At 34.0% G+C, this 19,632-nt stretch carries 19 protein-coding genes and 1 tRNA gene; 12 read left to right on the top strand and 8 right to left on the bottom strand.

Annotated elements, in window-relative coordinates; all coding sequences use genetic code 11:
• Nucleotides 1-281 precede the first annotated feature (281 nt).
• From asnS to BC961_RS14815, 3 genes are all read left to right on the top strand, one after another.
• Nucleotides 282-1,718 (top strand): asparagine--tRNA ligase, encoded by a 1,437-nt coding sequence (asnS, locus tag BC961_RS05965; RefSeq protein ID WP_121924935.1) that lies wholly within the window; start codon nt 282-284, stop codon nt 1,716-1,718.
• An 84-nt stretch (nt 1,719-1,802) separates the two neighbouring features.
• Nucleotides 1,803-3,269, top strand: coding sequence for an RNA polymerase factor sigma-54 (rpoN, locus tag BC961_RS05960; protein WP_121924934.1), 1,467 nt, complete (start codon nt 1,803-1,805; stop codon nt 3,267-3,269).
• A 498-nt stretch (nt 3,270-3,767) separates the two neighbouring features.
• Nucleotides 3,768-3,995, top strand: coding sequence for a hypothetical protein (locus BC961_RS14815; RefSeq protein WP_245980829.1), 228 nt, complete (start codon nt 3,768-3,770; stop codon nt 3,993-3,995).
• A 62-nt stretch (nt 3,996-4,057) separates the two neighbouring features.
• Here the strand turns inward: BC961_RS14815 and BC961_RS05950 are convergent, their stop codons facing one another.
• Entirely contained in the window at nt 4,058-4,645 is a 588-nt protein-coding gene (locus BC961_RS05950) for a thymidine kinase (RefSeq protein WP_121924933.1), read from the bottom strand.
• A 197-nt stretch (nt 4,646-4,842) separates the two neighbouring features.
• Between BC961_RS05950 and BC961_RS05945 the strand changes: the two genes are divergently transcribed.
• The 7 genes from BC961_RS05945 (at nt 4,843) to BC961_RS05915 (ending at nt 11,563) form a co-directional block, all read left to right on the top strand.
• Nucleotides 4,843-5,901 carry a hypothetical protein gene (locus tag BC961_RS05945; RefSeq protein WP_121924932.1) on the top strand — a complete coding sequence of 353 codons (1,059 nt, stop codon included), beginning with the start codon at nt 4,843-4,845 and terminating at the stop codon, nt 5,899-5,901.
• Nucleotides 5,902-5,979: 78 nt separating this feature from the next.
• A complete protein-coding gene (gene rsmI / locus BC961_RS05940) occupies nt 5,980-6,699 on the top strand; it encodes a 16S rRNA (cytidine(1402)-2'-O)-methyltransferase (protein ID WP_121924931.1) in 720 nt (239 codons plus the stop codon).
• Entirely contained in the window at nt 6,696-7,748 is a 1,053-nt protein-coding gene (locus BC961_RS05935; RefSeq protein ID WP_121924930.1) for a flavin monoamine oxidase family protein, read from the top strand. The genes rsmI and BC961_RS05935 overlap by 4 nt, the downstream gene beginning before the upstream one ends.
• 12 nt (nt 7,749-7,760) lie before the next feature.
• Nucleotides 7,761-8,105 (top strand): HopJ type III effector protein, encoded by a 345-nt coding sequence (locus BC961_RS05930; RefSeq protein ID WP_121924929.1) that lies wholly within the window; start codon nt 7,761-7,763, stop codon nt 8,103-8,105.
• Nucleotides 8,106-8,177: 72 nt separating this feature from the next.
• On the top strand, nt 8,178-9,866 hold the full coding sequence (gene recJ / locus BC961_RS05925; protein WP_121924928.1) for a single-stranded-DNA-specific exonuclease RecJ: 1,689 nt from the start codon (nt 8,178-8,180) through the stop codon (nt 9,864-9,866).
• A complete protein-coding gene (locus tag BC961_RS05920) occupies nt 9,866-11,146 on the top strand; it encodes an MFS transporter (protein ID WP_121924927.1) in 1,281 nt (426 codons plus the stop codon). The genes recJ and BC961_RS05920 overlap by 1 nt, the downstream gene beginning before the upstream one ends.
• Before the next feature lie 60 nt (nt 11,147-11,206).
• Complete coding sequence (locus tag BC961_RS05915; protein WP_121924926.1) at nt 11,207-11,563, top strand: hypothetical protein; 357 nt, start codon at nt 11,207-11,209, stop codon at nt 11,561-11,563.
• Nucleotides 11,564-11,565: 2 nt separating this feature from the next.
• Here BC961_RS05915 and BC961_RS05910 read toward each other — a convergent pair whose 3' ends face one another.
• The 5 genes from BC961_RS05910 to BC961_RS05895 form a co-directional block, all read right to left on the bottom strand.
• On the bottom strand, nt 11,566-12,318 hold the full coding sequence (locus BC961_RS05910; protein WP_121924925.1) for a UDP-2,3-diacylglucosamine diphosphatase: 753 nt from the start codon (nt 12,316-12,318) through the stop codon (nt 11,566-11,568).
• Between the two features lie 9 nt (nt 12,319-12,327).
• On the bottom strand, nt 12,328-12,780 hold the full coding sequence (locus tag BC961_RS05905) for a 6-pyruvoyl trahydropterin synthase family protein (protein ID WP_121924924.1): 453 nt from the start codon (nt 12,778-12,780) through the stop codon (nt 12,328-12,330).
• A 38-nt stretch (nt 12,781-12,818) separates the two neighbouring features.
• Nucleotides 12,819-12,992 carry a hypothetical protein gene (locus tag BC961_RS14700; RefSeq protein ID WP_170151290.1) on the bottom strand — a complete coding sequence of 58 codons (174 nt, stop codon included), beginning with the start codon at nt 12,990-12,992 and terminating at the stop codon, nt 12,819-12,821.
• A 6-nt stretch (nt 12,993-12,998) separates the two neighbouring features.
• Entirely contained in the window at nt 12,999-13,766 is a 768-nt protein-coding gene (locus BC961_RS05900) for an enoyl-CoA hydratase/isomerase family protein (RefSeq protein WP_121924923.1), read from the bottom strand.
• A gap of 179 nt (nt 13,767-13,945) precedes the next feature.
• Nucleotides 13,946-14,019, bottom strand: a tRNA-Ala gene (locus BC961_RS05895).
• Between the two features lie 323 nt (nt 14,020-14,342).
• Here BC961_RS05895 and BC961_RS05890 point away from each other — a divergent pair.
• Complete coding sequence (locus tag BC961_RS05890; RefSeq protein ID WP_121924922.1) at nt 14,343-15,518, top strand: dicarboxylate/amino acid:cation symporter; 1,176 nt, start codon at nt 14,343-14,345, stop codon at nt 15,516-15,518.
• A gap of 140 nt (nt 15,519-15,658) precedes the next feature.
• Here the strand turns inward: BC961_RS05890 and mtgA are convergent, their stop codons facing one another.
• Together mtgA and BC961_RS05880 are read right to left on the bottom strand one after the other, a co-directional pair.
• Nucleotides 15,659-16,399 carry a monofunctional biosynthetic peptidoglycan transglycosylase gene (gene mtgA / locus BC961_RS05885; protein WP_121924921.1) on the bottom strand — a complete coding sequence of 247 codons (741 nt, stop codon included), beginning with the start codon at nt 16,397-16,399 and terminating at the stop codon, nt 15,659-15,661.
• On the bottom strand, nt 16,399-17,511 hold the full coding sequence (locus BC961_RS05880) for an NAD(P)/FAD-dependent oxidoreductase (RefSeq protein WP_121924920.1): 1,113 nt from the start codon (nt 17,509-17,511) through the stop codon (nt 16,399-16,401). The genes mtgA and BC961_RS05880 overlap by 1 nt, the downstream gene beginning before the upstream one ends.
• Nucleotides 17,512-17,700: 189 nt before the next feature.
• Here BC961_RS05880 and BC961_RS05875 point away from each other — a divergent pair, with 189 nt between their 5' ends.
• Nucleotides 17,701-19,602, top strand: a complete 1,902-nt coding sequence (locus BC961_RS05875) for a S9 family peptidase (protein WP_121924919.1) — start codon at nt 17,701-17,703, stop codon at nt 19,600-19,602.
• The last annotated feature ends 30 nt before the right edge of the window (nt 19,603-19,632 follow it).

Here is a 19,632-nt window from a genome sequence, read left to right as displayed (position 1 = left end):
TTATCGAAAGACGAATAACTAATCATACTCATTTATGAAAAATTCCAAGTTTGAATATAGTACATTGACTTTTTACATGATAAAAAAACTGTAATTCCACTATACCATAGCTCCGATAGCAGCGGCATCCCCTGCTTTTTGGGCAGGGATATAGCGTCCCGATGCTTCGGGAGCGAAAATAGCTCCTGATTACATCAATTCTCATCTTAAAAATAGAAACAAATCAATTATATTTGCAGTTAAGTTACGAGACAATTTTTAATATCAACTATACACATAAAATGAGACATACAAAAGTTAAAGACTTACTAAACAGTACTACGACGCTTCATGAAGTAAATGCAAAAGGATGGGTGAGAACTTTTAGAAACAATCAATTTATTGCCTTAAACGATGGTTCAACGATTGATAATATTCAATGTGTGGTAGATTTTGAGAATACTCCAGACGAAACCTTGAAAAGAATTACAACTGGAGCAGCAATATCTGTGACAGGAACTTTGATCGAAAGCAAAGGCGCTGGACAAAAATTTGAAATTCAAGTTGCAAAACTAGAAATTCTAGGAGATTCAGATGCTGAAAAATTTCCAATACAACCTAAGAACAAACCAAGTCTTGATTTTTTGCGCGAAAATGCACATTTAAGAGTAAGAACAAATATGTTTGGAGCAATTATGAGAGTGCGTTCGGTTTTATCATACGCAGTTCATAGTTATTTCCAGCAAAAAGGATTTGTATATGTAAATACTCCAATTATCACAGGATCTGACGCGGAAGGTGCTGGTGAAATGTTTAAAGTAACGGCTTTACCTTTTGACGATACACCAAGAACAGAAGATGGAAAGGTAGATTACAAAGAAGATTTCTTTGGAAAAGAAACTAATTTGACTGTTTCTGGACAATTAGAGGGGGAAACTTTTGCAATGGCTTTGGGCCAAATCTATACTTTTGGACCAACGTTTAGAGCAGAAAACTCTAATACATCTCGTCACCTTGCTGAATTTTGGATGATTGAACCAGAAGTAGCGTTCAATGATTTGAATGACAATATGGACTTAGCAGAAGATTTTATTCAGTACGTGATTAAATACACGATGGATAAATGCCCTGAGGATTTAAAATTCTTAGAAGGTCGTTTATTAGACGAAGAAAAATCAAAACCAGCTGCCGAAAGAAGCGAAATGCCTCTTTTAGAAAAATTAAATTTTGTACTAGAAAATAACTTCAAGCGTGTTTCATACACTGAAGCTATCGATATTTTGAGAGATTGTACTCCAAATAAAAAGAAAAAATTCAACTATATCATTAATGAATGGGGAGCTGATTTACAGTCAGAACACGAGCGCTACTTAGTGGAAAAACACTTTAAATGTCCAGTAATCTTGTTTGATTATCCTGCTAACATTAAGGCATTTTACATGCGTTTGAACGAAGACGGAAAAACGGTTCGTGCGATGGATATTCTTTTCCCTGGAATTGGAGAAATCGTAGGTGGTTCTCAAAGAGAGGAACGTTTTGATGTTTTAGTTGAGAAAATGAGAGCTTTAGGAATTGATGAAGAAGAATTATGGTGGTATTTAGACACTAGACGTTTTGGTTCAGCAGTTCACTCTGGTTTCGGACTTGGATTTGAAAGATTGGTTCTTTTTGTTACGGGAATGACAAATATTAGAGATGTAATTCCTTTTCCTAGAACACCACAAAACGCTGAATTTTAAAAATATGTTTCAAGCTTAGAGTTTAAAGTTGGTAGAATGTTCTGCAGCTCTGAACCTAGACCTTAAACTTTTTAAACAATAAAAATGCTAAAGCAATTCTTAAATTTAAAATTATCACAGAAATTATCTCCTCAGCAAATTCAGTTGATGAAGTTAATTCAATTGCCTACGCAAGCTTTTGAGCAACGTTTATTAGAAGAAATGAACGAAAATCCAGCTCTTGAAGCTGGAAAAGAAGAAGACGAATTCGAGAAAGATGAATTCGAAAATGAAGATTACGATGATTATGATGATGCTGAATCAGAGCGTATCGATGCTGAAGATATAAATATTGATGAATATTTAAGCAACGACGAAACTCCAGATTACAAAACACAAGCCAACAATTATAGTGACGACGATGAAGATCGAGAAACACCTTTTGCTGCGCCAGTTAGTTTTCATCAAGATTTAATCAATCAGCTGAACACTTTTATACTAAATGATGAAGAGCGCGAAATCGCAGAATTCCTTGTTGGAAGTATTGATGACATGGGATACATTCGTCGTAGCGTTTCAGATATGGTAGATGATATGGCTTTTACTCAAGGTATTTATACTGATGAAGAAACCGTAGAAAAAATGATGCAAGTTATTCATGAACTTGAACCTTCAGGTGTTGGTGCTAGGGACTTACAGGAATGTCTGTTGCTGCAATTAAAACACAAAACGCCTACAGAGTCCGTTGAATTAGCCACTGATATCATTGAAAATCAGTTTGATGCTTTTACTAAAAAACATTATGATAAATTGATTCAGAAATATGGTGTTTCTAATGACCAACTTAAAAAAGCAGTTCACGAAATTGAGAAACTGAATCCAAAACCAGGTGGTGCTTTTACTGGAAATAATAAAATTACTGAAAATGTAGTTCCTGATTTTGCTATTCGAATTGTAGATGGCGAACTTGAATTAACGTTAAATGGAAGGAATGCTCCTTCGCTACACGTTTCTAAGGATTATCAGGAAATGATGCAGACTTATAAAGATTCGCGTGATAAATCAGCACAGCAAAAAGACGCTGTTCAGTTTATAAAACAAAAACTAGATTCGGCTAAATGGTTTATTGATGCAATCCGTCAACGTCAAGAAACACTTTTTGTAACGATGAATGCAATTATGCATTATCAAGAAGAATTTTTCTTAGATGGTGATGAAACAAAGTTGAGGCCAATGATTTTAAAAGACATTGCTGATCTAGTAGGTCTTGATATTTCGACAATTTCACGCGTTGCAAATAGTAAATATGTAGAAACACCTTATGGAACGAAACTAATTAAGGAATTCTTTTCGGAATCAATGAAAAATGATCAAGGTGAAGATGTATCAACGCTAGAAATAAAAAAAATTCTGCAAAATACTATAGAAGAAGAAGACAAGAAAAAACCACTTCCCGACGATCAATTGGCAGAAATTTTAAAAGAAAAAGGATATCCAATAGCAAGAAGAACAATTGCGAAGTATAGAGAACAGCTTGATATTCCTGTGGCAAGAATGAGGAAGAAAATTTAGTAGATTCATATCTAACACCTTTGTCAAAGTTCTAAACTTTGACAAAGGTTACAAAAATCAAACTTTACTAAAAGTAAACACATCTATTTTAAACTGCAAACCTTCAGATTATAAGGACATCAGAAATGAAATTATTGAAGCTGATACTTTCTACCATATATACAATCGAGGAATAAATAGTTGTGAAATTTTTAAAAGTCAAGAAAATCGCCTATTTTTTTTATCAAAATTTACACATTATTTGAGTGAAGTTTGTGAAGTATATGCATATTGTTTGATGTCAAATCATTTTCATTTTATCGTTAAAATAAAAAGTGAAGAAGTGCTCAAAACTTTTGCAGAAAAAAATACCAAATCAACTATCGAAAAAAGTACGGTTTACATGCTCTCTCTAATATTTTCAGCAAACAAATAGGTAAACTTATTAGTTGTTATACCCAATCGTACAACAAAGTAAACAACCGACATGGAGCGCTACTAGAATCTCCATTTAAAAGATTGAAAATTGATTCTGATGATTATCTTAGAAATCTAATTGTTTATATTCACTTGAATCCGTTTGATCTTAAAGAAAACTATATGGATTTTAGATTCTCTTCCTACTTGGCAATCGTTTCGAACAAAAAAACCAATGTAAAAAGAGATGAAGTAATTAAAGTTTTTGAAAATCTAGAGAATTTTATCTACTCGCATAAATACCCATCACAAAACAATTTTGATATTTAACAATGCTTAAAATTTATTAACCTTTTGTAAAGTTCTAAACGTTGACAAACGGTTAATAAAAACTACTCTAAATCCTTTCGCATTGCATGATAATATGCGGCACGACTTAGTGGTTCGTATTCTTCAGTTTCTCCCAGCATTACTAACTTATCATTATCTGTTTTACGGAAACTATAATTCGCTAAATTTCCAGTACGTGTACACACAGCATGAACTTTCGTTACATACTCAGCCGTTGCCATAAGCGCAGGCATTGGTCCAAAAGGATTTCCTTTAAAATCCATGTCTAATCCCGCAACAATTACACGAATACCTTGATTAGCGAGATCATTACAAATTTTCACAATTTCGTCATCAAAAAACTGAGCTTCATCAATTCCAACAACGTCGCAACCTTGCGCTAAGATAGCAATATTTGCAGCAGCAGGAACAGGAGTAGAACGAATCTCGTTAGCATCGTGTGATACTACCATTTCTTCGTCATAACGCGTATCTATTGCAGGTTTGAAAATTTCTACTTTTTGTTTAGCAAATTGTGCCCGTTTTAAACGACGTATCAATTCTTCGGTTTTACCCGAAAACATGGATCCGCAAATGACTTCGATCCAACCAAATTGCTCTTTATGATTTACTGTATTTTCGAGAAACATTTTATATTTTTCTGACTTAAAAAATGAATAGTTTTTATTACTTTGTAATAGGGAAACCGACTTAAAAATTTTATACTTTTACGTCGTTTCAAAAGTATGACATTTTTATTAAAAGGTCGCTTTTTCCACAAGCTAAAATAAATCTCCGGAAGGAATATATCAGATAGACCAGCCTAAAACACTATAATTTCAAAGTTATGAAAAAAAAATTGGAAGCCGATTTAATCAGCATTGCACACAGAGTATTACAGTTAAAAAATAAATCTGACATCAATCAATTGTATTTAGAAACACAGAAATTATATGAAAAATTAGCTGTATTAAGATTTGTAGACGAACATTTTAGTGAAGTGAAACCAACGATTGGCAACCACGATGTTGCGGCAAAAATAGAGTCAATTTTCGATTCTGAGTCGGATTCAAATCAGACAGAATCTGAAATAGTTGCAAATCAAGTTGAGGAGAGTATTCCAAATGAAGTGGTAGTTGAAGAAAAAGATGAAGACAATGTAGAAGAAGTAGAAGAGGAACCAAATCCAATTCCAGAAGAAATTCCAGTTGAGGAAGAGCATGAAAGACAAGAAGAAGAAATCTTAGTTGCTGAGCAGGAAGACAGTACCAACGATGAAATTGAACAAAAATTTACAGTAGCGACTGAGGAAATAACTGAAGAACAGGTTGAAGAAGCTGAAGATGATAAAACAGATGTTGAAGAGGAAATTTTAGAATCTGAGTCAGCTCCTTTTATTCCTGCTTTCGAATTATCAGAAGAAAATGAAGTCGAAAGTAAATTAGAAGTTCCAAAAAAACAAGAAGCTGTTCAAATCTCGTTTGAAGATTTGTTAGGAGGAAATTACAACGACACCTTTTTTGTAAAAAAACAACAGATAGAAAACATTCCAACTGTAGTAGTTATCGAGACTCCAAAAGAAGAAGAGCCTATAGCAGAGCAAAAATTAAATAATTTCACCACTGAAATTGAAGAGAAATCTGAACCAAAAACAGTTTCTCTTAACGATAAATTAGCCAAAGGAATTAATATCGATCTTAACGATCGTCTTGCTTTTATAAAACATCTTTTTGGCAATAGCAGCGAAGATTATAATCGTGTTTTGAGCCAGCTTATAACTTTTAACACCTTTTATGAAACTAGAGATTTCGTTCAAGAAATGGTGAAGCCAGATTATAATAACTGGGAAGGCAAGCAGGAATATGAAGACCGATTTATGGATATTATTGAGAAAAAATTCTTATAGAAAATACATAAAAAGAGAGTACGCAGTCCTTTTAACAAATTCAGATAACATTGAAATTTGTACTTAATTAAATAATTTATGTCAAAATTATATATCGTTCCTACGCCTATTGGCAATCTTGAAGATATGACTTTCCGAGCTATTAGGATTTTAAAGGAAGTCGATCTAATCCTTGCCGAAGATACCCGTACGAGCGGAAAACTACTCAAGCATTTTGAGATTGGCACACATATGTATAGCCATCACATGCACAATGAGCACAAAACTGTAGAAAACTTAATTTCGAGATTAAAAGCTGGAGAGAATATCGCTTTAATTTCTGATGCTGGAACTCCAGCCATTTCAGATCCTGGTTTTTTATTGACTAGAGCATGTGTCGAAAATGGTGTTGAAGTAGAATGTTTACCCGGTGCAACAGCATTTGTTCCTGCTTTAGTGAATAGTGGTTTACCAAATGATAAATTTATTTTTGAAGGTTTTTTACCTGATAAGAAAGGGAAGCAAACTCGTTATTTGGCTTTAGCCGAAGAAACGCGTACGATGATTTTATATGTCTCTCCTCATAAACTATTAAAAACATTAACGGAGTTTATCACCTACTTTGGTGAAGACAGGCCTATCTGTGTTTGCAGAGAATTGTCAAAACTGCATGAAGAAAATGTTAGAGGTACAGTTCGAGAAGTTTTAACTCATTTTGAAAAAACTGCTCCTAGAGGAGAAATAGTTGTGGTCGTAGGTGGCAAACCAATAACTAAGGAACCTAAAAAATCAAAATTCTCAGCTGACGAAGAAATATGAACAGTAATAAAATAATAATTATCGGTGCTGGTTTATCTGGATTAATGATTGCTTATTTACTTCAAAAAAAAGGTTTTGAAATCACCATTTTAGAAGCTAATGAGCGTATCGGTGGTCGTATACAAACTGTTACGGGAACTACGGGAGTAACCATGGAAATGGGTGCGACGTGGTTCAGTAATCCGCATCAAAATCTTATTGAATTACTGGAGGATTTTAAAATACCATATTTTAAGCAACATACTAGTGGAATTTCATTTTTTGAAACGATGTCTTTTGTTCCTCCGCAAAAATTTGAAATTTCAGATGCCGAAGAATCATCTTTCCGAATAGAAGGTGGAACAGCTCAATTAATTGAGAAATTAGTAGAAAAAGTTGGTCTTCAAAATATTAAAACAAAAACTAAAGTTGATTTTATAAAAGATTGTGAAGACTCTATCTTAATTACTGATTCGAATGGGAAAACCTATTCATCAGCTAAAGTAATTAGTACTTTACCTCCACATCTATTAATTCAGACAATAAAATTTGAACCTGCTTTATCTGAAAATCTTGAACGTTTAGCCAAGAAAACGCATACATGGATGGGAGAATCAATAAAGTTTGCTGTCGAATATGCTACTCCGTTTTGGAGAGCGAATAATTATTCAGGAACTTTATATAGCCAAGCAAGTATTATTCAAGAAATGTACGACCATACTAATGCGGACAATAAAGGTTTTGCATTGAAAGGATTTTTAAACGGTGGCACTTACACGCTCTCGCAAGAGGAACGAAAAGAGAAAGTCATCCTGCAGCTTACTAAGGTTTTTGGCCCTGAAGCTGCAAGATTCGTGAAATATCACGAAAAAATTTGGCGCGAAGAACCGCTGACGTTTCTTCCTTATGAAGAGCTGGTGATGGGACATGAAAATAATGGAAATGCAGAATATAGAAAGTCATTATATAACAATAAATTCTTTATTTCAGGTTCTGAAACCGCTTCTCAAAATCCAGGATATATGGAAGGAGCTATAGTTGCTGCTAAAAATATCGCTTCACAATTTTAATCTACCATTTACATGAGCATACAAGCTTTTTTAGAAAAATTAAATCAAAGTCCAGAAACGATTACTTTTCAGGAAACGATTGCTGTTATCGAAGAAAATTATAATTTTGAATCAACCGCTTTCGAAAACGGAACTTTACATAATACCGCTGTAGAAAACTCAGGTTCTTGTAAAATATTGGCTTTTGCCGAAATGAACAACTTATCTGAATCAGCAACATTATCTTGTTTTGGTGCTTATTATTTCGAAGATGTATTAAAAAATCCTGAAGAAACCAACCACCAAAACATTCGTAACTTTATGAAAACAGGATGGGAAGGAATTGGATTTTACGGAAGTCCTTTAGAATTGAAATAAACTATTTAAGAATTTTGATTTTAATAGACAAAATCTAAGATCAGAAATCGCTACTACTCAATCAAAATCAAAATGCGTTGGACTACTAGAACTAAACCTTCCGAAGAGAAAATCAAACATTTGGCGCAAGCTCTAAATGTAGAAGATTTTGTAGCCCAATTATTAGTTCAGCGCGGAATAGAAACTTTTGACGACGCAAAAAACTTTTTTAGACCTTCCTTAGACCATTTGCATGATCCGTACTTGATGAAAGATATGGACAAAGCAGTTGGTAGAATTGAAAAAGCAATAGAAAATAACGAACGAATTTTAGTTTTTGGTGACTATGACGTCGATGGAACAACTGCAGTTTCGCTAGTTTCATCCTACTTGAAAAGTTATTATCCTGAAGTAGCTACTTATATTCCGGATCGTTATCTAGAAGGGTATGGAATTTCCTTTATGGGAATTGATTATGCTGACGACAATGGATTTTCATTAATCATTGCATTGGATTGCGGTATTAAATCAATTGATCATATTGCTTACGCGAAAGAACGAAATATAGATTTCATTATATGTGATCACCACAGACCTGGCGATGCTTTACCAGATGCTGTTGCAGTTCTTGATCCTAAAAGAGACGACTGTGAATATCCTTATGACGAATTATGTGGTTGTGGAATTGGCTTTAAGCTCATTCAGGCTTTAGCCAAAAACCAAAATCAAACGATAGACGACTTAATTCCTTATTTAGATCTTGTAGCTGCGGCTATTGCTGCAGATATTGTTCCAATGACTGGCGAAAATAGAGTTTTGGCATACTTTGGTTTACAAGTAATCAATAGCGATCCCAGACCGGGAATTAAAGCGCTGATTCATCAAATAAAAAAGAAAGTTTTAGATATTACTGATGTTGTTTTTATCATTGCTCCACGAATTAATGCAGCTGGCCGAATCAAACATGGAAATCACGCTGTTGAATTACTAACTGAATTTGATTTTGAACAAGCGCAACAATTCGCGTCGGAGATCGAATCGTATAATTCAGAGCGCAAGGATTTAGATAAATTAATTACAAAAGAAGCTTTAAAGCAAATAGATGAAAATGGTGAAAAAGATCGATTCACTTCGGTTGTTTTTCAGGAAGATTGGCACAAAGGCGTTATTGGAATCGTCGCTTCTCGACTTATAGAAACCTATTATCGACCTACGCTCGTTTTTACAAAAAGCGGCGATAAATATGCTGCATCAGCTCGTTCTGTGAAAGGTTTTGATGTTTACAACGCGCTCGAAGCATGTTCTGAACATCTAGAGCAATTTGGAGGACACATGTATGCTGCGGGAATGACTTTATCTCCTGAAAATTATTCCGTTTTTAAAGAAGCTTTTGAAAGACAGGTTGAAAAAACGATTCATTCAGACATGCTTATTCCAGAAATTTCGATTGATGCTGAAATTGATTTCTCTGACATTACTCCAAAATTACTCCGAATTCTAAAACAATTTGAGCCATTCGGACCCATGAATATGACGCCTACTTTTTTAACAAAAGACGTTAAAGACACAGGCTATGGAAAACTAATGGGTCAAGAAGAAGAACACTTACGTCTTTTCGTAAAACAAAACGGAAGTGAAGGCATGGCTGCAATCGGTTTTGGTTTAGGAGATAAATACGATTTAACTACAAATCAGAAACCATTTCAAATTGCCTATTGTATAGATGAGAATGAATGGAACGGAAAAACATCAATCCAATTAAGATTAAAAAGTATTAAGTGATGAGCTCAGAAAAACCGATTAAAAAAGATCCATACGCAGCACTACGATTTAAAGAATTCAACACCTTTTTATTACTGCGGTTTGCGATGGTTTTTGCTTGGTCTATGCAGTTCATCATTATCGAATGGCAAGTCTACAGTATTACCAAAGATCCGCTTTCACTAGGAATCATTGGACTAATGGAAGTAATTCCGGCCATCTCTTTAGCTTTATTTGCGGGGCATATTGTTGACCAAAAAGAAAAAAAAGGGCTACTTGTGAAATGCATATTGGCCTTTTCTGTAATTAGCTTTGGCTTATTTTTATTGACTTGGCCCACTGTCGTTAGTGATTTCTCAACAAAAGCTATTTTATATTCTATATACTTTTTAGTTTTTCTAGGCGGATTAGTACGAGCTTTTCTTGGTCCAACTATCTTTTCACTACTTTCCTTATTGGTTCCTAAAAAGGTTTATCCTAATGCAGCTACTTGGAGTAGTTCTGTTTGGCAAATAGCTTCAGTTGCGGGACCTGCTCTTGCAGGATTTTCGATTACCCTTATAGGAGTTCATTGGTCTATGTGTACTGTTTTTGCCTTTTCACTTTTTGCTTTGCTAACATTATCCCAGATCAAAAAGAAGCCTATTTTAAATCCTAAAATTGGTGAACCCGTAATGCAAAGTTTAACAGAGGGAATTAAATTTGTATTCAATAATAAGACGGTTTTAGGAGCAATAACGCTAGATATGGTAGCCGTTCTTTTCGGTGGTGCTATTGCATTATTGCCTATTTTTGCGCAAGACATTTTAAAAGTAGGACCAGAAGGTTTTGGTTTTTTGAGAGCTGCTCCGGCAGTTGGTGCATTTTTAACTATGATCATAACTGCTTACGTTCCTTTGAGTAAAAATGCAGGATTAAAACTGTTATCTGCCATATTTGCTTTTGGAATCTGCATTATTGTTTTTGGACTTTCAACATTGTTCTGGGTTTCATTAATCGCGTTATTTTTTAGTGGCGTGTTTGATGGCATCTCAGTAGTAATCCGTCAGACGATTTTACAATTAAAAACTCCTGATCACATGCGCGGCCGAGTTTCAGCGGTAAATTCGATGTTTGTTGGTTCTTCTAATGAATTAGGCGCTTTTGAAAGTGGATTGACTGCTAGATTAATGGGAACCGTTACCGCAGTCGTCTTTGGCGGAAGCATGACATTATTAGTTGTTTTAACAACTGGAATTATTTCACCTACTTTTAGAAAACTCGATTTAAGAAAAGATTTAGAGGAACATGAAAATTCCTAAAAACATTTTTTATTTAGAACTGTTATAAATAATAACTACATTTGCCTTAAATATTTTCACATGGCAGATATAAAGCAAATATATTTCAATGATTTTGGAACGTCTTTTTACTGGATTAAAGACAATAAAGTTGTAGCTGACAAAATACAACTCATTTTTAGAGAAACAGGTTTTTATTTCAGTAGAGAAGAATTATACGACTTTAAGGATTGTATCCAAGAGAGTTATTCTCTAAATAAAGATTGCGCTGATTGCCAATTAAAAAGATATTGCCAGCAATTTTTATTGAAAACACCTTGCTCACAAATAGATTTAGCAATGACTATGGAAGAATTAAATAAAGTAGAAGATCTTGTTGAAGGAACTTTATTTAAAATAAATCTCGAAGACTATTTGTACGGTATTGGATTGAATTAATTTTAGTATTTCTTGATTTCAAAATTTTCACCATCAAAAACACCATAGGTAAAATAGCTAATCCAATCTCCTAAATTCACATACTCAGCATTTTCACCTACAGAAAGTTTCATAGGTAAATGACGGTGACCAAAAATTAGATAATTGTAATGTTTGGTTTCTAATTTCCTTTTTGAATATAAAATTAACCACTCTTTATCCTCACCTAGGAAAGTCACATCTTCATCACCAGAAATCAATTTATTTTTTACGGAAAGATATTGTGCTAAACGTACTCCTATATCAGGATGTACCCATCTAAAAAGCCATTTGAAAAATGGATTAGTGAATACTTTTTTCATGCGCTTATAACCCTTGTCGCCAGGGCCTTTTCCGTCGCCGTGACCTATTAGGAAAGTTTTATCTCCAAATTTGTACTCTTGATTGTCGTGAAAAACAGGAATGTTTAATTCATTAAGGAAATAATCTTCCATCCATAAATCATGATTTCCTACAAAGAAATAGATAGGAATTCCACTATCTCGGATTTCGGCCAATTTACCAAGTACGCGAATAAATCCTTTTGGGACAACGGTTTTATATTCGAACCAAAAATCAAATAAATCACCCAACAAAAAAATAGCTTCCGCATCGTCCTTTATTTCATCTAACCAAGCGACAAATTTTTGTTCTCGTGGAAAACTCAATTCGGGTGTTGGTGCACCAAAGTGCTGATCTGAAGCGAAATATACTTTTTTATTATTTGGTAAATGCATGAAATAGATTTATGAATTATCACTGGCAAACCATTCTGCAAAAGAAGAATCAGTTTCTTGTAATTTTAAAGAAAAAAGACGTATTCCTTCTGGTAAACGGTCGATAATTCTTTTTGAAAAATCAACTACCATGTTTTCACTCGTTGGTTGATAATCCACTAGAATAACATGATGTCCACGACTTATTAACTCATTAGCTAGTTCTACATGCGGCGTCGTGCCATTAAACACAGTAGCGTGATCAAATTGATCTACAATTTCTTCCTTTACTATTTTCTTTAAATCAGTAAAGTCAATCACCATTCCAAATTTCACATTCGAACGATCCGTAATAGGAGATCCTATTACAGTTACAGACAATTTATAACTATGCCCGTGAACATTTTTACATTTTCCATCGTAGCCATATAGAGCATGTCCTGTTTCGAAACTAAATTGTTTTGTGATTCTGATATTGCTCATGGCATTTTTATTTTGGTGCAAATTTAATAAATAATTAATTAAAGTTCTTTGTCTCGCTTTTTTGCGCTTGAATACATCCAATACGCTAGCAAAACTAAAACTACAAAAGGAATAAAAGAACCGATAAGAATGCCTATCTGATATCCACTATCTGGGGCATCTTTTAATTTTTCTTCAATATTCACTTTTTGAATGAGAGTAAGAATTGTCATAAACGTTTATTTTTTGAATTGTAATAAAGCATTCACTGTAAAATCAGAAAGTACTAATCTTCCAGAAATTGCTGCGCGCTCTAATAAAAGGGTGTTCCATTCTTCTGTTCCTACCCACAACACTTTCTTCATTTCAGCTAAAGCCTCTGGATTGTAACTAGATAATTTTGAGCTAAAATCATTAATTGCAACATCAAGTTCTTCGATACTTTCGAAAGTATTAGCATATAATCCTTTGGCTAAAGCCCAATCAGCCGACTTCCACTCGTGTGCAGCCAATGTCATTTCGGACATTGCAGTTTTTCCAATTTTTCTTGAAACCGCTGGTTCAATGACAAACGGGCCTATTCCAATCGCTAATTCTGATAATTTTACATCAGCGCTTTTAGTAGCTAAAACATAATCACAAGCGCAAGCAATTCCTACTCCACCGCCTACAGCTTTGCCATGAACGCGACCTACAATAAGTTTAGAACAAGATCGCATTGCATTAATTAAATTTGCAAAACCAGAGAAAAATTGAGTTCCATCAGACACATTACAAACTGCTAATAGCTCATCAAACGAAGCGCCTGCACAGAAAGCACCCGATCCTTGACTTTGAATTACAATGACAGAGACAAGTTGGTTTTCACTTAATGTCTTAAATTCTGCAGTCAATCTATCTAATAATTCTCTTGGAAAAGAATTACTTGCTGGATGACCAAAGGTTATTGTCGCAACTTTATTTTCAATTGTCGTTACGAGTGAACCTATTGATTTTTCTGATGGCATAGCTGATATTTTAGTGCAAAGTTAAAAATATAATAGGGAATGGACTCCTTTTTCTAACAATAAGAAATTGATTTTGAAATCTCATATACAACTGATAAAAAATAATGGAGAAGCAGTAAATATGATTTGGTATCGAAATCAAAAAAGCCTCACATCACTGTAAGGCTTGATTTAATTCGTGGAGAATATCGGATTCGAACCGATCACCTCTTGCCTGCCAGGCAAGCACTCTAGCCAAATGAGCTAATCCCCCAATTATGTCGCAAATATAGTATAATAATAGTTTAAAACTAAGAGATATTCTAAAATCAGGGCTTTCTAACCCTTACTTTTTTCCTAGTAAATGAAACTCTTGTCAATTTGAAAATGGCCATACGGTAAGTAAAAGTAGAGTATCTAGATTTTTATTCTAAAATAATGTTCTACAATATTATGAAGAAATCGAAGTATCATGAATGTTAATAAATGAAGAAAAAAGAGGAGTTTCTCTCTTGTTCGATACATAGGCAGTATATTCGCAAACTTAAAAATAAATGATTTTGAGACTATCCGGTCTTATACTTACTGACATATATTATGAAAAAGTTATTTTCTAACCTACTATTCAAAGTTTTTATTGCCATTGTTCTTGGTATCGTTTTCGGATTATATCTTCCAGAATCGTTTAATAGAATTTTCACAACATTCAACGCTTTTTTTGGACAATTCCTGAACTTTGCTATTCCATTAATTATAATGGGATTAATCATGCCGGCGATTTCTGATCTTGGAAAAGGAGCCGGAAAATTATTGTTACTTACGGCTGCTATAGCTTATGGCTCTACTCTTTTTTCTGGATTTATGACCTATTTAGTTACTTCAGGTCTATTTCCACAGCTATTAGAATCTCATGTTAATAACGTTGCCGAAATTAGCACTTCATCACTTGAACTAACACCCTACTTTACTATTACTATTCCACCCGCTTTAGATGTAATGACAGCTTTAGTTCTTGCTTTTGTAATAGGATTAGGATTATCATACCAAGAAAAATCAAGTTTGAAATTAGTAGTTAAAGATTTTGAAAAGATCATAATGCAAGTAATTGAAAATGTAATTGTTCCCTTATTACCATTATTCATATTAGGTATATTTGCTAGCATGTCCTTTAGTGGAAAAGTCTTCTCTATACTTTCTGTTTTTATTAATATTATAGGAGTAATTTTTGCTTTGCACATCATATTACTACTACTACAATATACAATCGCTGGGATACTTACTAAAAAGAATCCTTTGAAATTATTGTTAAACATGATGCCAGCTTATTTTACAGCATTAGGAACACAGTCTTCGGCAGCTACTATTCCGGTGACATTAGAGCAAACACTAAAAAATGGAGTTTCTGAGAAAATTGCTGGATTCGTAATTCCATTATGTGCGACCATACATTTATCTGGTAGCACGATGAAAATTACAGCTTGCGCAATTGCGCTTATGATTTTACAAGGAATGCCATTTGACTTTACACTTTTTGCAGGTTTTATTTTTATGTTGGGAATTGCTATGGTTGCAGCACCTGGAGTTCCTGGAGGAGCGATAATGGCGGCAGTAGGTATCTTGCAATCAATGTTAGGTTTTAGTGAGGAGATGATTGGATTAATGATTGCTTTATACATTGCGATGGACAGTTTTGGTACTGCTTGCAACGTTACTGGAGATGGAGCTATTGCTCTGGTTGTGGACCGTATTACTAAAGATAAGATAATTTCGTAAGTCTTATTTATTTGATTTAAGCTTTATTGATAAAACGACAAAACCCCACTAATATGGGGTTTTGTCGTTTTATACAAATAGTAAAAAATTAAAATTATTTCTTTCTAAATAAGAATTATACATTAAAATTTAAAGCCAAACTAATATTTAATTTCTCCAACAGATCGCATAACTCTAACAATTTTACTCTTTCTGTTATTAATGTATGAAGAAGAGCTTGTTGCTTTAAATTTTCTAGGATTTGGCAAAATCGCTGCTATTCCAGCAGCTTGAATGGGAGTTAATGAAGATGCATCTTTTCGATACCAATATTGTGTAGCTGCTTGTGCGCCATAAATACCATCTCCCATTTCGATACTATTTAGATACACTTCCATAATACGTTCCTTTCCCCATATTATTTCTATTAAAACTGTAAAATAAGCTTCTAATCCTTTACGGAAATAACTACGTCCTTGCCATAGAAATACATTTTTTGCAGTTTGTTGGGATATTGTACTTCCACCTTTTATTCTTCTTCCGCGCTCGTTACTTTTGTACGCTTTTTGCATCGCTTTGATATCAAAACCATTATGCTTCAAGAAAGTTCCGTCCTCACTGGCAATTACTGCTTTTTGAAGATTTGTAGAGATTTTTTCAATAGGTTCCCAATCATGATTGAAGTACACTTCCTTTCCCGCTGCTTTGTTTTCAATCGCTCGAATCACCATTAAAGGTGTAAATACAACCGGCACAAATTTAAAGAACACCACTAAAAACAGTGAGATTCCAAGAAACCACAAAAATGATTTAAATAAAAAACGAAATAATTTATTCATAAAAGATGAAGGTTCTTTTTTAACGGGTTGTTTTGTTTTCCTTGGAGTAATTTTTGTTGCCATTATATTAAATCTGCTAATTCAGTACCTACTAAACTTCCTATTGCGACGCCCATTCCGCCTAATCTTACACCGCAAAACACGTTTTCAGATAGTTGTGAAACGATAGGGTTTTTACTAGCACCAATACCCATAATTCCACTCCAACGATGCGCAATCTCAAAATTTTGATTTGGTAAAATTACTTCTTTTAGCAAGTGTTCCAATTTATTTTGAATTATTTCTGTTTGTCCAAATTCAGTAGTATTTTCCGTTCTAAAATCCAAATTTCTTCCACCACCTAGTAAAATTCGATGACCAATATTTCTAAAGTAATAATAGCCTTTATCTAAATGAAAAGTTCCCTTTATTTTTAAATTTTTAATTGGTTCCGTAATTAAAGCTTGTGCTCTAGCTGGCTCAACAGGTGCCGTAATTAGTTTGCTTGCAAAACCATTTGTAGCAAACACAATTTTCTTGGTCTTAAAACTAAAATCATCAAGTACTACTTCTACTTCATTCCCGCAGTCCCTGAAAGCAGTAACCGTTTGCTGATTTAAAATTAATATGTTTTCTGATACTGCATTTTTCAATAAAGACTGCATCATATTCCCAGTATCAATTTGCGCTTCAAATGGATTAAACAATAAATAATCCTGAATACCTTGGAAACCAAAGCTATCAGCTTCTTTTACAAAAACATTTTTTTGAAACAGTGGTCTTAGTAGTTCATTTATAAATGGAATTTTCTGAAGGCATTCTTCATAACTACTGACATCTTCTTTTAAAAAAAGTTCATAACCTCCATAATTTTTGAAATCTATATTGGCATCGCCTAAACGTGTACGCAACAAATTCAATCCTTGCCATCTTTTTTGAATAAGTCGAACTACTTCTTCTTCAGAGTGAGTTTGTAAGTCATCTATAATTTCTGAAATACTTCCAAAACAAGCAAATCCAGCATTTTTAGTACTAGCTCCTTGAGGAAGCGCTCCTTTTTCCAAGACGAGAATTTTGCTATCTGGAAATCTTTCGCGTAAGCGTAAAGCAGCGTGCAAGCCCACAATTCCGCTTCCTACAATAGTGTAATCTACGTTTGTAAACCAGTTTTTCAATTCCCAATAACTCAAGTCCATGGCATTAATTTTTTATAAAAATAATGATTTTATGGAGCTAATCCCGCTATACGCTACAATCTTTATTATTTTTTGATAAAAGTAATAAAGGATTTTCACTGCTATCGGGGCTAAAAAGCGAATGCTTAAACGAAGAAACATCGGAAAAAATTGGCTACTTTTATGCTTCGAAAAAAAACAAGTAGCAAAATGAAAAAATTACTATTAATACCCTTATTAATGATGAGTTTAAACGCGATGGCGCAAAATGTAATGACACCAGAATTACTATGGAAACTGGGAAGAGTTACACCTTTAGGTCTTTCAAACGATGGTAAAAATATAGTCTACAATGTTACCTACCCTTCTGTTGCCGAAAACAAGTCTGAGACAAAGTCTTATATAATATCTATAAATGGCGGTAACGCTACAGAAGTGAAAGACACAAAATCACTTTTAAAAGGTAAAAATATTTCGCCAGACGGAAAATACATTGTGTACAATGAAGAAGTAAAAATAGATAAGGTTCACGGAAAAGATTTCTACCCTGATTTAGAAAAATCTAATGTCCAGATTTATGATGCGCTTGATTACCGTCATTGGGACACCTGGAATGAAGGTACATTTAATCATGTTTTTTTTAAAGAAAACAAAGATGGAGCTATAGGAATTGATCTTTTAAAAGGAGAAAATTTCAACAGCCCTCAAAAACCTTTTGGCGGCGATGAAGACTATATTTGGTCGCCAGATAGTAAAAACATTTTATATGTGTCGAAGAAAAAAGCAGGAACGAAATACGCGACTTCAACTAACACAGATATTTACCAGTACAACCTAGAAACTGGAAAAACGACAAACAGAACCGAAGGAAATCTTGGTTACGATATGAGTCCACAATTTTCTCCTAAAGGAAATTTGACTTGGTTACAAATGAAAAGAGATGGTTACGAAGCGGACAAAAATGATCTTATCGTAAGTTTAAAAGGGATGAACATGAATCTAACTGCCAACTGGGACGGAACAGTTGATAGTTTTATGTGGAGTAAAGACGAAAGCAAAATCTATTTTGTGGCACCAATTGATGGAACAAAACAATTATTTGAGGTAAACTTTCCAGGTATTAGTAAAATTGCTGTTACGGTTCGCCAAATCACAAACGGCGATTTTGATGTGAATTCAATTGTAGCTATTTCTGGCGACAATGCAATACTTACTAGAACTGATATGAATCATGCTTCTGAAATTTTTTCTTATAATTTAAAGAAAAAATCATGGAAGCAATTATCAAACGTAAACACCAAAACTTATGCTTCATTAGCATTAAGCAAAATAGAAAGAAGATACGTGACTACAACAGATGGTAAAAAAATGTTGGTTTGGGTTGTTCTTCCACCTAATTTTGACGCTTCAAAAAAATATCCAACTCTTTTATATTGTCAAGGTGGACCGCAATCACCTTTAACGCAAAGCTACTCTTTCCGTTGGAATTTCCAGTTGATGGCTGCTAATGGTTATGTAGTTGTTGCGCCTAATCGTCGCGGAATGCAAGGACACGGCGTAGAATGGAATGAGCAAATTAGTAAGGATTGGGGCGGACAAGTTATGGATGATTACTTATCAGCTATTGATGATGTTGCAAAGGAAAAATACGTCGATTCAGACCGTTTAGGCTGTGTTGGTGCTAGTTATGGTGGTTATTCTGCTTTTTACTTAGCTGGAATTCATAATAATCGTTTTAAAACTTTTATTGCTCATGACGGAGTTTTTAATACGCAGAGCATGTTTGGAACTACTGAAGAAGTTTTCTTTAATAATTGGGATTTTGGTGGAGCTTATTGGGAAAAAGATAATGCCATAGCTCAGAAAACATATACAACTTTTAACCCAATAACACATGTGGATAAGTGGAACACTCCTATATTGATTATTCAAGGTGGTAAAGATTTCCGTGTATCAGAAGGACAATCTCAAGAGGCATTTCAAGCAGCACAACTTCGTGGAATAAAAAGCAGATTCCTCTATTTTCCTGAAGAAAATCACTGGGTTTTAAAACCTCAAAATGCACAAGTTTGGCAAAAAGAGTTTTACAAATGGTTGAACGAAACTTTGTAATTCATAAAATTTAAGATTAGTAACCCTTAC

The sequence above is a fragment of the Flavobacterium weaverense genome, from assembly GCF_003688495.1.
GTDB classification, from domain to species: domain Bacteria; phylum Bacteroidota; class Bacteroidia; order Flavobacteriales; family Flavobacteriaceae; genus Flavobacterium; species Flavobacterium weaverense.
Note: the sequence above shows the minus strand (reverse complement) of the source record. Positions and strands in the feature narration are given on the sequence as shown.